Genomic DNA, 14740 nt, shown 5'->3' on the forward strand with positions numbered 1-14740 from the left:
GGCCCTGCCGGGCTCGGGCGGGGGCCTTGTTGCCGACGCGGGGCTGTGCCCCGGACCCCCCATCGCCCTTCGGGCTCGTCCTCAAACGCCGGACGGGCTGGATTTCCGCCGGTCCGGGCTTCGACTCGCTCGACGCACCGATTGCGCACGGACCATTCCGCTCTCCGAAATCGACGCGCCGGGTGCGCGCAGACCATTCCGCTCTCCGGAAGGGGACGTCCCGTCATGCTCGACCACCTCATCAAGGGGGCCACCGTCGTGGACGGGACCGGCGCCCCCGCCTTCGGCGCCGACGTCGGCATCCGGGGCGGCCGCATCGCCGTCATCGCCGCACCCGGCACCGTCACCGAGCGGGCCGTGACGAGCGAGGACGCCCAGGGGCGGGTGCTCGCGCCGGGGTTCGTCGATCCGCACACGCACTATGACGCCCAGCTGTTCTGGGACCCGTACGCGACACCGTCCCTCAACCACGGCGTGACGACCGTCGCGGGCGGCAACTGCGGGTTCACGCTCGCGCCGCTGCATCCCGCGCGGCCCGAGGACGCCGACTACACGCGGCGGATGATGGCGAAGGTCGAGGGCATGTCGCTGGTCGCGCTGGAGGAGGGCGCGCCCTGGACGTGGAGTTCCTTCGGGGAGTACCTGGACGCCCTGGAGGGGCGGATCGCCGTCAACGCCGGGTTCATGGTCGGGCACTGCGCCCTGCGGCGGTACGTGATGGGCGCGGACGCCGTCGGCGGGCAGCCCACCCCCGACCAGCTGCGGCAGATGCTCGACCTCTGCCACGACGCGATGGACGCCGGCGCCTGGGGCCTTTCCACCACGCGGTCCACCACCCACTCCGACGGTGACGGGCAGCCCGTGGCGTCCCGGTACGCACGGCCCGACGAGCTGCTCGCCCTGTCCCGGGCCGTCGCCGAGCACGAGGGCACGCAGCTGGAGGCGATCGTCGCCGGGTGCCTGGACCAGTTCGCGGACGACGAGATCGACCTGCTGGTGGAGATGAGCGTCGCCGCCGGGCGGCCCCTGAACTGGAACGTCCTCACCATCGACGCCGCCGTCCCCGAACGCGTGCCCCGCCAGCTCGTGCCGAGCGAACGCGCCCGCCGGGCCGGCGGCCGTGTCGTCGCCCTCACCATGCCGATTCTCACCCCGATGAACATGTCGCTCGGCACGTTCTGCGCCCTCAACCTCATCCCCGGCTGGGGCGACGTCCTCGGGCTGCCCGTGCCCGAGCGGATCGCGCAGCTCCGCGACCCGGAGGTGCGCGCCGGGATGCTGCGGCGCGCGGACAGCAAGGAGGCCGGCGTCTTCCGGCGCCTGGCCCGCTTCGACCGGTACGTCATCGGGGACACGTACTCCACGGCGAACGACGGCCTCACCGGACGCGTCGTCGCCGACATCGCCGCCGAACGCGGCCAGGAACCCTTCGAGTGCATCGTGGAGATCTGCGCCCACGACGACCTGCGTACGGTGCTGTGGCCGATGCCCGCCGACAACGACCCCGACTCCTGGGCCCTGCGCGCCCGGACCTGGGAGCACGAGGACGTCCTGCTGGGCGGCTCCGACGCCGGGGCGCACCTGGACCGCATGTGCGGGGCGCCGTACACGACCCGGTTCCTCGGGGACTGCCTGCGCGGGCGCAAGCTGGTCGGGCTCGAACAGGCCGTGAAGATGCTCACCGACGATCCCGCGCGGCTCCTCGGACTGCGCGAGCGCGGCCGGATCGTCGAGGGCCACCACGCCGACCTGGTCCTGTTCGACCCCGAGCGGATCGACGCGGGGAAGGCCACCCTCGTCCACGACCTGCCCGGCGAGAGCCCCCGCCTGGACTCCAGGGCGATCGGCGTCGACGCGGTGTGGGTCAACGGCGTCGAGGTCATCCGCGAGGACGCCGTCACCGGCGCCGTGCCCGGCAGGGTGCTGCGCTCCGGGCGGGACACCAGGACGGTGAGCACCAAGTGAGCGACGCGCAGCGGCTGTTCGTCGGCGGCGAGTGGGTCGAGCCCGACGGCGGGCACTACGAGGTGATCGACCCGGCGACCGGGGAGGTGGTCGGTCTCGCGCCCGAGGCGAGCCGCGCGCAGGCCGAGGACGCCGCCTCGGCGGCCCGTGCCGCCCTCGCGGGCTGGTCCCGCACGTCGCCGCAGGAGCGGGCCGCCGTCCTGTCCCGCGCGGCCGCGATCATCCGGCGCGACCTCGTCCCGTACGCGGAACTCGCCCGGGCCGAGACCGGCGCGACGACCGCCACCGCGCGGGGCATGCAGGTCGCGGTGGCGGCAGCCCGCTTCCAGCGGTACGCGAAGGGCGCGCTGGAGCCGGTGGAGAGCGGACTTCCGCCGCAGCTCAGCGAGGCGGGGCCGATGGGGAGGGCCGGGGTGACGGGCGCGGTCGCGGTGCGGCGGCCCGTCGGGGTCGTCACCTGCGTCACGTCGTACAACAACCCCTGGGCGAACCCGGCGGGCAAGGTCGCGCCCGCACTCGCCATGGGCAACACCGTCGTGGTCAAGCCGGCCCCGCAGGACCCCCTCTCCGTCTTCCGGATGGCGGCCGCGCTGGCGGAGGCGGGGGTGCCGCCGGGGGTCGTCAACGTCGTCTGCGGCACGGACGCGGCCGTCGGCGAGGCCGCCGTCGGCTCGCGCCACGTCGACATGGTCAGCTTCACCGGGTCGACCGCCGTCGGGCAGCGCATCGGGGAGGTGTGCGGGCGGCACATGAAACGGCAGCTGATGGAGCTGGGCGGCAAGGGCGCCGCGATCGTCTTCGACGACGCCGACCTGACGGCGGCGGTCGCCGGGATCGGCACCACCTTCTCCTTCTACAGCGGCCAGATCTGCACCGCGCCCACCCGCGTCCTGGCCGAGCGCGGGGTGTACGAGCGGCTGGTGGAGATGCTGGCCGGATACGCCGGCCGCCTGAAGGTCGGGGACCCGCGCGCGCCGGACACGGTCGTCGGGCCCGTCATCTCCGCCGCGCACCGCGACCGGATCGAGTCGTACGTGCGGATCGGCCGCGAGGAGGGCGCCCGGGTCGTCGCGGGCGGCGAACGCCCCGTGGGGCCCGGCCTCGACAAGGGCTGCTACGTCGCCCCCACGCTGCTCGCCGACTGCACGCCGGACATGCGGGTCGTCCGGGAGGAGATCTTCGGCCCGGTCGTCGTGGTCGTCCCCTTCGAAGGGGCCACCCCGCAGGCCGCCGAGGAGACGGCGCTCGCCCTCGCCGACGACAGCGACTACGGGCTCATCGACTACGTCTGGTCCGGTGACGTGGCCCGCGCCTTCCGTGTCGCGGGCCGCCTGCGGGTGGGCGGCGTCGGCGTCAACACGGTCGCCCGCAACATGGAGGCGCCGTTCGGCGGCTTCAAGAAGAGCGGCGTGGGCCGCGACGTCGGCTCGTACGCGCTGCACGCCTACAGCGAACTCCAGTCGATCGTCTGGCCCGGCTGAGGACCGCCCTGACAGAGCCCTCGGCCGGGGGCTCTGTCAGGACCCGGGCCGGTCAGGCGCGGCCCAGGAAGATCGGGTTCGTGAAGGCCGTCAGGGGGCCCGGCAGGTTCGGGGTCGTCGCGGGGTGGCGGACCTCCGCGCGGACGTACGCCGCGTACGACGGGGTCGTGCGCCACTCCACCGTGCCCGCGCCGGACTCCGGCAGCGGGGCGCTGGTGTGCAGGACGCCCTGGTCGGTGACGATGCGGACCGTGCAGCCCGGGGCGCCCTCGACGTCCAGGCGGACCGTGACGGGGGTGTCGCGGTCGACGGCGAGGCGGCCGCCGATGCCCGCGTGCGCGCCCCGGCCGCCCGCCGCCGAGAACGCCAGCTCCACCGACTTCGACTCGGCCACATAGGAACGGCCCCTGCGCAGGCCCTCCTGGATGGCCGTGCGGGTCAGGCCGTCGGCCAGGACGACCGTCTGGGGGCCGCCGATCCGGTCCGGGTCGCGGTGCGCGTCGCTGTTGCCCATCGCCGGGATCCACGGCCGGCCACCGCGTACGGAGGCGACGAGCATGCTGTCCCAGTCGGCCAGGGACACCTCGTCGTCCGGGGTGTACGCGCCGTTCCACACCTCGACCGCGTCCGCCTCGCCGAAGCCGAATTTCCAGTTGCAGCCGACGCAGGTCGCGTGCGGGTGGGCGGGCACGACGAGGCCGCCCGCGTCCCGGATCTTCCGCGCGTACCTCCCGAAGCGGTTGTCGCGGGCGCGGTAGCGCCAGTCGACGAACGTGCCGGGGTCCGTGCCGAGGGCGACCACGTGGCCGTTGCGGGTGGTGACCTCCTCGCCGAGCATGATCAGCAGGTCGTCCCCGGCGTGCTCGGCCCAGTGGGCGTGCGCGGAGTGGGTGTTGTGCTCCGAGCTGTTGATGAAGTCGAGACCGGCGGCGCGGGCGAGCGCGGCGATCTCGGCGAGGGTGCGCCGCCCGTCGGAGTGCACGGAGTGCAGATGGCAGTCCCCCCGGTACCAGGCGCGGCCGCGCCCCTTGGCGCGCTCGGGCGGGTAGCCGGGCCTCGGGGTCCTGCCAGGCGCCCCGTAGGTGAGGGTGACGGTCACCTCGTAGGGGAGGCCCTCGGGGGCGACCGTGTACGGGCCGAGGGCGATGTGCCAGGTGCCGGGGCGGATGCGGCCCGGGATGTAACCGGGCGTCGCGTCGTCGGCGCGCAGGAAGAACTCGGTGCGGGCGCCGCCGGACCAGCCCCGGAAACCCTCGCCGCCGAGGCCGGTGCCGCGCTCGTCGAAGACGCCGATGTCCAGGGCGTTGCCCTGCGTCCCGGCGGGGACGGGCGGCTTCTGGTAGCTGTAGGCGACGCGGAGTTCGGCGACCCCGGCGGGGATCTCGACCGGCAGGTACACGAAGTCCGGCGCCCCGACGGGCAGCGTGCCGCGCACCGTGCGCGTCTCCGTGCTCCCCGGCGCCCGGCCCGCCGCCCCGCCGTCGGCGCCGCGCTCGGCGCCGCTCGCGAAACCCACGCCGTTCAGCGTGAGCGCGGCGGCGGCTCCCGTCACGAACAGTGCGCGCCTGTTCGGTCCCTCGTGCACGACGTCCTCGCACATGCTGCGGCTCCCCGGGGGTGTCGATGATGACGTGAGTGGTGCGGGCAACCCTGGTATTGAGCCGTGAACTGCGCGGCAAGGGAAGGAGATTGACGTATTTCCACCCGGTGGCCACGAAAGGTTCCGCCGTCGGCGCCCCCTCCGGGACAGCGGCCCTGTCCCCCGGGGCCCCGCCACCCGGCGGCCCGTCACCCGGTGGCGCCCGCCGCCAACAGCAGCGCCTCCGTCTCCGGGTGCGGGCCGAGCCGGGCCCAGTGCAGCGGGGCGTGGCCCGTGCCGTGGTCCTCGCGGCGGTTCGGGTCGGCGCCGTGGGCGAGGAGTTCGCGTACGGCGTCGGCGTGGCCCCAGCAGGCGGCGCCGCACAGCGGGGTGCCCTCGCCGCCGTGGCCGCTCTCGGCGTCGGGCTCCGCGCCCGCCCGCAGCAGCAGCCGCACGGCCTCGGCGGCGCCGTGCACCGAGGCCGCGTACAGGGGCAGCGTGCCCTCGGGGTTCGGCAGGCGCGGGTCGATCCCGGTGCGCAGGAGGGTGGCCACGGCGGCGGTGTCGCCGAGCAGCGCGGCGTACACCAGGCGGTGGGTCAGTTTCTTCTGGCGGCGTCGGTTCACCGGCGCCAGGGTAATGAGGGCGCTGCCACGGGCCAACCGGCTTTCCGGGGACAGGAAGTGCCGAGGAAGCACCGACCCCCGGAGGCACCCGTGCGCGTCCCCGCGGCGCTGTACATGACCGACGCCACCATCGGCCCGGTGCGCCTGGCCCGGGAACTCGACCACCTCCGCGCGGGCCGCGTCACCCCCGGCATCGGTTACGGCTGGAACCGCGAGGAGGCCGAGGACCACGGGGTCCGGTGGCCGAGGCGGCGGGCCGTCGTACGCGACCGCATGGCGCTCATGCGGGCACTGCGGGCGGACCAGCCGACCGCGTACGAGGGCGAGTTCGGCTCCGTGCGGCCCAGCGAAGCCCATCCCGAACCCCGCCGGGCGCCGCGCAAACGGCCCGGGAAGGGGCCGCTGCACGGGCCGCGCACCCTCATCGGCGGCGCCGCGGGCCCCGGCCTCTTCGCGCACCTCGCGGAGTACGCCGACGGCTGGATGCCCGTCGGGGGCAGCGGCCTGTGTGCGGCGCTGCCCGTCCTGCGCGCGGTGTGGGCGGACGCGGGACGCGAGCCGGACGACCTGTACGTGGCGCTGACCGGCGTCGCCCCCGACGCGGGCAAGCTCGCGCACTGCGTCGAGCTGGGGGTGGACGAGGTGATCGGGCAGCTGCCCGCGGCCGGCGAGGCGGAGGTGTGGGCGGCGCTCGACGCGGCGCGGCGGCACGTGCGTCCGTGACGGCACCGGAGTGATCGGAAGTATCTGCACAGGTCAGGTGTTCTCGCTCGTATGCTCGGAGACATGACCAACAGCGCGCAGCCCGACGAGGCCGACCGACCCACCGCGAACGCCATGCGCCGCGCGCTCCGGCGGGCCAGGGACGGCGTGGCCCTGGACGTGGGGGAGGCCGCCGTCCTGCTGCAGGCGCGCGGCGCGGACCTGGACGACCTGACGGCGTCGGCGGCGCGGGTACGGGACGCGGGCCTCGCGGCGGCCGGCCGGCCCGGTGTCATCACGTACTCGAAGAGCGTGTTCATCCCGCTCACCCGGCTGTGCCGCGACAAGTGCCACTACTGCACCTTCGTGACGGTGCCCGGCAAGCTGCGGCGCGAGGGCCACGGCATGTTCATGTCCCCCGACGAGGTCCTCGACATCGCGCGGCGCGGCGCCGAACTGGGCTGCAAGGAGGCCCTGATCACCCTCGGCGACAAGCCGGAGGACCGCTGGCCCGAGGCCCGCGAGTGGCTGGAGGCCGAGGGGTACGACGACACCCTCGCCTACGTCCGCGCCATCTCCATCCGCATCCTGGAGGAGACGGGCCTGCTCCCGCACCTCAACCCGGGCGTCCTGACCTGGACGGACTTCCAGCGGCTCAAGCCGGTCGCGCCCAGCATGGGCATGATGCTGGAGACCACCTCCGAGCGGCTGTGGAGCGAGCCGGGGCAGCCGCACTTCGGCTCGCCCGACAAGGAGCCGGCCGTCCGGCTGCGCGTCCTGGAGGACGCCGGGCGTTCGTCGGTGCCGTTCACGAGCGGACTGCTCATCGGGATCGGCGAGACGTACGAGGAGCGCGCCGAGTCGCTGTTCGCGCTGCGCCGCGTGGCCCGCTCGTACCACGGCGTGCAGGAGCTGATCATCCAGAACTTCCGCGCCAAGCCGGACACGGCGATGCGCGGCATGCCCGACGCCGAGATCGACGACCTGGTCGCCACCATCGCCGTCGCCCGGCACATCATGGGCCCGGCCGGCAACATCCAGGCCCCGCCGAACCTCATCGCGGGCGAGTACGAGCGGCTGATCGCCGCCGGCATCGACGACTGGGGCGGTGTCTCGCCCGTCACCATCGACCACGTCAACCCCGAGAAGCCCTGGCCCCGCATCGAGGAGCTGACCGAGCGGTCCGCGGCGGCGGGCTTCACCCTCGCCGAACGGCTCTGCGTCTACCCGGAGTTCGTCCAGCGCGGCGAGCCCTGGCTGGACCCGCGCCTGCTGCCGCACCTGCGGGCCCTCGCCGACCCCGAGACGGGCCTGGCCCGCCCTGACGCCACCGTCGAGGGCCGGCCCTGGCAGGAGCCCGACGAGGGGTACGTCGCCGCCTCCGGCCGCACCGACCTGCACCGCACCATCGACACCACCGGCCGCACCGCCGACCGGCGCGACGACTTCGACGAGGTGTACGGCGACTGGGAGGCGCTGCGCGAGCAAGTAGCTGACGCCAGGCAGCGGGAAGGCGTCCCGTCCCGCATCGACGGCGACGTGCGCGCCGCCCTCGCCACGGCCGCCGACGACCCGACCCGGCTCACCGACGACGAGGCGCTGGCGCTGCTGCACGCCGACGGGCCCGCGCTGGACGCCCTGTGCGCCGTCGCGGACGACATCCGCAAGACGGTCAACGGCGACGACGTCACGTACATCGTCACCCGCAACATCAACTTCACCAACGTCTGCTACACCGGCTGCCGCTTCTGCGCCTTCGCCCAGCGCAGGACGGACGCCGACGCGTACACCCTCTCCCTGGACCAGGTCGCCGACCGGGCCGCCCAGGCCTGGGACGTCGGCGCCGTAGAGGTGTGCATGCAGGGCGGCATCCATCCCGACCTGCCGGGCACCGCCTACTTCGACATCGCGCGCGCCGTGAAGGAGCGCGTGCCGGGCATGCACGTGCACGCCTTCTCGCCGATGGAGGTCGTCAACGGCGCGACCCGCACCGGCCTGTCGATACGGGAGTGGCTCACCGCCGCCAAGGAGGCGGGCCTGGACTCCATCCCGGGCACGGCCGCCGAGATCCTGGACGACGAGGTGCGCTGGATCCTCACCAAGGGCAAGCTGCCGACGGCCACCTGGATCGAGGTCATCGAGACCGCGCACGAGCTGGGCATCCGCTCCTCGTCCACGATGATGTACGGCCACGTGGACCAGCCGCGCCACTGGCTCGGCCACTTCCGCACGCTGGCCGCCGTCCAGCAGCGGGCGCTGGCCAAGAACGTCGCCGGCTTCACGGAGTTCGTGACGCTGCCCTTCATCCACACGAACGCGCCCGTCTACCTGGCCGGCATCGCCCGGCCGGGCCCGACCGCCCGCGACAACCGCGCCGTCACGGCCATGGCGCGGATCCTGCTGCACCCGCACATCCCCAACATCCAGACCAGCTGGGTGAAGCTCGGCCAGGAGGGCGCCGCCGAGATGCTCAGGTCCGGGGCGAACGACCTCGGCGGCACGCTGATGGAGGAGACCATCTCGCGGATGGCGGGCTCCAGCTACGGCTCGTACCGCTCCGTCGAGGACCTGACGGCCATCGCGGAGGCGGCCGGACGGCCCGCGAAGCCCCGTACGACGCTCTACGGCGAGGTCCCCGAGGAGCGCCGGCGCGCGGCGCAGGCCTCCGACGGGCACCTGCCGGAGCTGCTGCCCCTGGTGGACTGACGTCCCGCCGGGCGGCACGCGGAGGGCTTCCGCGCGCCGCCCGGCGGACGGGGCTTTCGCCGGTCGGCTAGCGGGTCAGGAAGCCGCCGAATTCCACGCGGTTCTCCGGGAGGCCCAGCGACTTCGGGCCGAGCGACGTGATGCCGGTGACCGTCAGGCCGCTCGCCGCGCCGCGCAGGTGCCACACGGCGCCCGAGTCGGCGTAGGTGCCGTCCTCCAGCTGGGCACTCACCGTCAGGTCGGCCTTGCCGTCCTTGTTGGTGTCGGATAGCAGGACCTGGCCGCCGAACCTGTCGTTCTTCTCCGAGGCGCCGGGGACCCCGGTGGTGGACTGCTGGAAGGCCTGGGCGCCCGTGCCGGTCAGACCGGTGCGGGAGCCCTTGAGCAGCACGGTGCTGCCGGCGTCCTTGACGGACTCGATGTCCTCGCCGGGGACGCCGACGGCCACGTCCGCGTAGCCGTCGCCGTTGACGTCGCCCGCGCTGATGGCGGCACCGAACTCGTCGCCGTCCTCACCGACGCCGGGCACGCCCGCCGTGTCCTGCGTGATCTTCGCCGTACGGGTCGACGAAGGGCCGTCCGCCGTGCCGTACTTGATGAGGATCGTGCCCTTCTGGTACGGCATGTCCTCGAAGTTGCCGCCGATGTCGCGGACGATCAGGTCGCCGTAGCCGTCCTTGTCGACGTCCGCGATGGCGCCGCCGACGGAGGCCGCGAGTGGCTTCGGGGTGGTGTTCACGCCGTCCTTGCCGCCGGCCCAGAACTTGCTGCCGTACGCCATCTCCTCGAACCCGTGGTTGGAGACGATGTCGTCGGCGCCGTCCCCCGTGACGTCGCCCGTGACGAAGCCGCCGGGGCCGAAGGTCCGGCTCGTGGCGACCGCCTGGGTGCTCGCCGCCTTGCCGTCGCGTGTGAAGGGGCCGTAGGAGATGAGCATGCCCTGGTCGTCGTTGTCCGGGTCGTCGCTGCTCGGGAAGTCGACCGTGACCAGGTCGCGCTTGCCGTCGCCGTTGAAGTCGCCCGCGGTGACGTGCCCGCCGTTCCAGGGCAGCTCGGCGCTGCCCTGGCCGGACAGGCCCGAGGCCGAGCCCCACAGGACGACGGCCTTGCCGTCGTAGCCGTTGACGACGAGGTCGGTGTACTGGTCGCCGTCGAGGTCGGCGGCGGCCGTCTCCTGCCCGAACCGCCCGCCGTTCTGCGGCTCGCCGGGCACGCCGGGGGTGGCGCGGCCGAACGTCTTGGCGTGCGCGGTGTCGGGGCCGGACGCCGAGCCGAGGACGACCGTCACCTTGCCGGGCGTCGTGCCCTCGTAGCCGCCGACGGCGGAGATCGCGAGGTCGGCGTACCCGTCGTGGTTGAAGTCGACGAGCGGCGTGCGGGGCGCCGTCGGGGCGGCCGAGGCGGCGCCCGCGGTGGCGACGAGCACGAGGGGCGTGACGAGCGTGGTCACCGCGAGAGCGGCCGTGAGGGAGCGTCGCATGGGTTCTCCAGAGTGAGGGGGAGGGGTCCGGGGAGGGGAGGGGCGGTCAGCCGGCGAGAGTGTGGCCCCACTTGGCGTCCTTCTCGGGCGCGCCGAGCTTGACCGGGCTGAGCGTGCCGGCGCCCGTCGTGGTCAGGCCGCTCGCGGAGCCGTAGAGGTTCCACAGGGCGCCCGAGTCGGTGTACGCGCCGTCCTCGCCGGGAGCCGTGGCGGTCAGATCGGCCTTGCCGTCCTTGTTCAGGTCGGTGAGGGACACCTGGCGGCCGAAGTCGTCGCCCGCCTCGGAGACCCCGGGGACCCCGGCGGTGCTCTGGTTGTAGGCGACGGCGCCCTTGCCCGTCATGCCGCCGTTGGCCTTGGACGCGCCCTTGAGCAGGACGACCGCGCCGGTGCCGGTGGCCGCGTCGAGGCTCTCGCCGGGGACGCCGACGGCGACCTCCGCCTTGCCGTCGCCGTTCACGTCACCGGCGATGAGCGAGGCGCCGAAGGCGTCGTCCTGCTCACTGGCGCCCGGGACGCCCGCCGTGTCCTGGGTGATGACCTTCTTGCGGGCGTCGGTGGGGCCGGTGGAGCCGCCGTACTGGATGGTGATGCTGCCCGGGTCGCTGTCGATGACCTCGGTGACGGAGCCGATGTCCCGGGTGATCAGGTCACCGTAGCCGTCGCCGTCCACATCGCCGACGGTGCCGCTGTAGGCCGTGCCGAGCGTCTTGGAGGTGTGGCTGACGCCGGTCTTGGACCCCTTCCAGAAGCGGGCCTCGTGCTGCATCTCCTCAAAGCCGTGCGTGGTGACGATGTCGTCCACGCCGTCGCCCGTCAGGTCGCCGGTGATGAAGGAGCGGATGCCCGTCGGGCCGTCGCTCGTGGTGAAGCTGTCCTGGGTGCGGGTCTTGCCGTCGCGGGTGAAGGGGCCGTACTGGATCGTCATCCCGGAGACGTCCGGGTCGTCGCTCGGTTCGGCGTTCACGACCAGGTCGCGCTTGCCGTCGCCGTTGAAGTCGCCCAGGGCGAACTCGGAGTACTGGTAGGGCAGGAGCGTGTTCTGGCCGGTCAGGCCGTCCTTGGAGCCCCACAGCACGGTGGCCTTGTTGCCGTTGTCGTCCCCGCCGGACACGAGCAGGTCGGTGTAGGAGTCGCCGTCCAGGTCGCCGGGGATCGACTGGTAGCCGAAGGCGTACGTCCCCGCCGGCTCGCCGGGAACGCCCGGCGTGGAGCGGTCGATGATCTGGTGGCGCGCCGTGCCGGGCCCCGAGGCGGTGCCGTACACGACGGAGACGTAGCCCGCCTTCTCGACGCCGTCGACCGTGCCGAAGGGCGCCGCGACCGCGAGGTCGGGGTACCCGTCGTGGTTGAAGTCGGTGACCGGCGTGCGGGGCGGCACGGGCGCGGCCGACGCCGTGCCGGCGGCGGCGACGAGGGCGAGGGGGGTCGCGAGCGCGGCGACGGCGATCGCGGTGATGAGGGTGCGGCGGGGCACTGAGCCTCCTGTGGAAAACGTCTGTGACGCAACGGGAGACGGGCTGCCCGGAGCGAAGGTTGTACACCACAGGAACTCCGTTACGAGATGCGGACGTTCCATCGAGTACGGCGGCCGTTCACCTCGCGGCCCGCCCGGATGCGGGAGACTGGCCGCCGGTCCGGGCGGCCAGGACGGCCGGGGGGAGGAGCACGATGGCGCGGGCGAGAGTGTCGATGCAGGAGCTGATCCGGCGCAGGCGCCGGGCCGCCTTCGTGGGCAGGGGCGAGGAACTGCGGCTGTTCCGGGAGAACTTCGACGTGCCGGTGGACGACGACCGCCACCGGTTCCTGTTCCACGTGCACGGCCCGGCGGGCGTCGGCAAGACCTCGCTCGTGCGGGAGCTGGCCCAGCTGGCGAGGGACCGGGGCGCCCTCGTCGCCCACGTCGACGAGGGCGCGGCCGGCATCCCCGAGGCCATCACCGACATGGCGGCCCAATTCACCCAGCAGGGACGGCCCTTGAAGGCCCTGGAGCGGGCGCTGGCCACCCACCGGCAGCGCAGCCACGAGGCCGTCGCGGCCGCCCTGCGCGAGCCCGGCCCCGACGGGCCCTCCACGGGCAGCGCGGTGGCGGCCCGCGCCGGCGTGGTGGGCCTTGGCATGGTGCCGGTGGTGGGCGGCTTCGCCGGGGTCCTCGACGCGGACCGCCTCGCGCGCGGCGCGGACCGGCTGCGCTCGCGCCTGCGCGGCCAGGAGGACGCGCCGCCCGCCCTGGAGCCGGAGCGCCTCCTCACCCCCGTGCTCATGGACGAGCTGGCCGAGGCCGCCGGCGCCGTGCCCTGGGTGACCCTCTTCTTCGACACGTACGAGCGCACGGCGCCGTTCCTCGACCGCTGGCTGCACGCCGTGATGACCAGCGAGCGCTACGGCGAACTGGCCGCCAACGTCGTCGTGGTGACCGCGGGCCAGCGCCCCCTCGACCCCGCCCGCTGGGAGGGCGCCGCCCACTTCGCGGCCGAACTGCCGCTGCGGCCCTTCACCGACGCCGAGGCGCGCGCCCTGCTCGCCGCCAAGGGCCTCACCGACGAACCGGTGGTCGCGGAGGTGCTGCGCCTGTCCGGCCGCCTGCCCGTGCTCGTCTCCACCCTCGCCGAGAGCGGCCCCGCCGGCCCCGCCGACGTGGGCGACCCCAGCGCCACCGCGGTGGAACGCTTCCTGAAGGGCGAGCCGGACCCCGCCCACCGCACGGCCGCCCTGGCCTGCGCGCTGCCCCGGCGCCTGGACGAGGAGGTCGTGGGCGCGGCCACCGGCGAGGGCGGCGAGGACCCGGCGGAGCTGTACGCCTGGCTGCGCGCCATGCCGTTCGTACGGGCCGACCGCGGGGGCGCGACCCGCTACCACGGCGTCGTGCGCGCCCCGATGCTGCGCCTGCGCCGGGGCCTGACCCCCGAGCAGTGGGCCGCGGGGCACACCCGCCTCGCCCAGCTGTACGGGCGGCGGCGTGCCGCCCTGGAGGAGGCGGAGGGGAGCCCGCCGCGGCCGGACGACGCCTGGTCGCGGCCCGCCTGGCGGGCGGTGCGCGTCGAGGAGCAGTACCACCGGCTGTGCGCCCGCCCGCACGAGGCGCTGGCCGCCGTCCTGCGCGACGGCGTCGGCGCGTGCCGCGTGGACACGGCCGTGGCCCGCGAGTGGGCGCGGGCCGTGCAGGACGCGGCCGAGGACACCGACGCGCGGCAGCTGCGGGCCTGGGCCGACGACTGCAGGGCGGCGCTCGCCGACGAGGCGCAGGGCGCGCTGCGGGTGCTGGAACTGCTCCTGGGCCGTGCCGGGCTCGACGACGCGGGCCGGGCGGCCGCGCACAACGCGCACGGTCTGCGGCTCTTCCTCCTCGGCCGGCCGCGCGAGGCACTCGGCGACCACGAGCGCGCCATCGCCCTCGACCCCGCCGACCCCTGGGGCCACCACGGCCTGGCGATCACCCACCGGGCCCTCGGGGAGTACGAGCGGGCGCTGGAACACCTCGCGCACGCCGCGGAACTGGCGCCCGACGCGGCGTGGGTGGCCCAGCAGCGCGGCGAGACCTACCGGCGCATGGGCCGGCCGGCCGAGGCCCTGCCCTGGCTGGACCGCGCGCACGAGCTGGACCCGGCGGAGCCGGTGACGCTGGGCAGCCTCGGCCAGGCCAAGTGCGCGCTCGGCCGCTTCCGCGAGGCCCTGGACGACCTGGACCAGGCGATCGCCCTGTGGCCGGAGTACGCCTGGGCGCTGGCCCGCCGGGCCCGGGTCCGCCACCACCTGGGCGATGTGCCGGGCGCCCTCGCCGACCTGGACCGCGCCGAGCGGCTCGCCCCGGACGTCGCGGGCACCCTGGGCGAGCGGGGCAATGTGCTGCGCTCGGCCGGCCGTCACGAGGAGGCGGTCGCCGAGTACGACCGCGCCCTGTCCCTGGACCCCGGCTACGCGTGGGCGTGGGGCTCCAGGGCCCTGTCCCTGGAGGCCCTCGGCCACGTGACCGAGGCCCTGGCCTCCCTGGACGAGGCGCTGCGGATCGACCCCGGGTACACGTGGGCGCGGGAGCAGCGGGAGCGGATGCGCGCCAGTGCCGCGGGCCCGTCCGTGTCCGGCGGATGAAGGCCCGGCACGCGGTGTCCCAAGGCCCTGCGAAGCTCCCGTGAACATGGTCCAAAAGCGACCTCAGGGGCGTCTTGCCGCATACCCCTTGCACGCTGAACCGATCGTTCCC

Annotated in this window: 8 protein-coding genes and 1 pseudogene; 5 read left to right on the forward strand and 4 right to left on the reverse strand. The window is 74.5% G+C overall.

What is annotated here, in order from left to right; all coding sequences use genetic code 11:
- Positions 1–225 precede the first annotated feature (225 nt).
- Positions 226–1965, forward strand: coding sequence for an N-acyl-D-amino-acid deacylase family protein (locus ACZ5GP_RS16720; protein ID WP_468751536.1), 1740 nt, complete (start codon positions 226–228; stop codon positions 1963–1965).
- Positions 1962–3446, forward strand: a complete 1485-nt coding sequence (locus ACZ5GP_RS16725; protein ID WP_468751537.1) for an aldehyde dehydrogenase family protein — start codon at positions 1962–1964, stop codon at positions 3444–3446. Before ACZ5GP_RS16720 ends, ACZ5GP_RS16725 begins: the two co-directional genes overlap by 4 nt.
- A 52-nt stretch (positions 3447–3498) precedes the next feature.
- On the opposite strand, the gene ACZ5GP_RS16730 is transcribed toward ACZ5GP_RS16725, so the two are convergent.
- Positions 3499–5046 (reverse strand): CehA/McbA family metallohydrolase, encoded by a 1548-nt coding sequence (locus ACZ5GP_RS16730; protein ID WP_468751538.1) that lies wholly within the window; start codon positions 5044–5046, stop codon positions 3499–3501.
- 188 nt (positions 5047–5234) lie between these two features.
- On the reverse strand, positions 5235–5651 hold the full coding sequence (locus ACZ5GP_RS16735) for an ankyrin repeat domain-containing protein (RefSeq protein WP_468751539.1): 417 nt from the start codon (positions 5649–5651) through the stop codon (positions 5235–5237).
- 135 nt (positions 5652–5786) lie between these two features.
- Between ACZ5GP_RS16735 and ACZ5GP_RS16740 the strand changes: the two are divergent.
- Together ACZ5GP_RS16740 and ACZ5GP_RS16745 are read left to right on the forward strand one after the other, a co-directional pair.
- A pseudogene (locus ACZ5GP_RS16740) lies at positions 5787–6374 on the forward strand (LLM class flavin-dependent oxidoreductase); the annotation flags it as partial.
- A 63-nt stretch (positions 6375–6437) separates the two neighbouring features.
- On the forward strand, positions 6438–9059 hold the full coding sequence (locus tag ACZ5GP_RS16745; protein ID WP_468751540.1) for a bifunctional FO biosynthesis protein CofGH: 2622 nt from the start codon (positions 6438–6440) through the stop codon (positions 9057–9059).
- A gap of 67 nt (positions 9060–9126) precedes the next feature.
- Here the strand turns inward: ACZ5GP_RS16745 and ACZ5GP_RS16750 are convergent, their stop codons facing one another.
- Both ACZ5GP_RS16750 and ACZ5GP_RS16755 read right to left on the reverse strand, forming a co-directional pair.
- A complete protein-coding gene (locus ACZ5GP_RS16750) occupies positions 9127–10539 on the reverse strand; it encodes an FG-GAP-like repeat-containing protein (RefSeq protein ID WP_468751541.1) in 1413 nt (470 codons plus the stop codon).
- 46 nt (positions 10540–10585) lie between these two features.
- The gene (locus ACZ5GP_RS16755) at positions 10586–12016 is read right to left on the reverse strand and encodes an FG-GAP-like repeat-containing protein (RefSeq protein WP_468751542.1); all 1431 of its coding nucleotides are present in this window, start codon (positions 12014–12016) and stop codon (positions 10586–10588) included.
- A 194-nt stretch (positions 12017–12210) separates the two neighbouring features.
- Here ACZ5GP_RS16755 and ACZ5GP_RS16760 point away from each other — a divergent pair, with 194 nt between their 5' ends.
- Entirely contained in the window at positions 12211–14628 is a 2418-nt protein-coding gene (locus ACZ5GP_RS16760; protein ID WP_468751543.1) for a tetratricopeptide repeat protein, read from the forward strand.
- Positions 14629–14740: the final 112 nt, after the last annotated feature.

Source organism: Streptomyces sp. NPDC031466 (genome assembly GCF_055581265.1).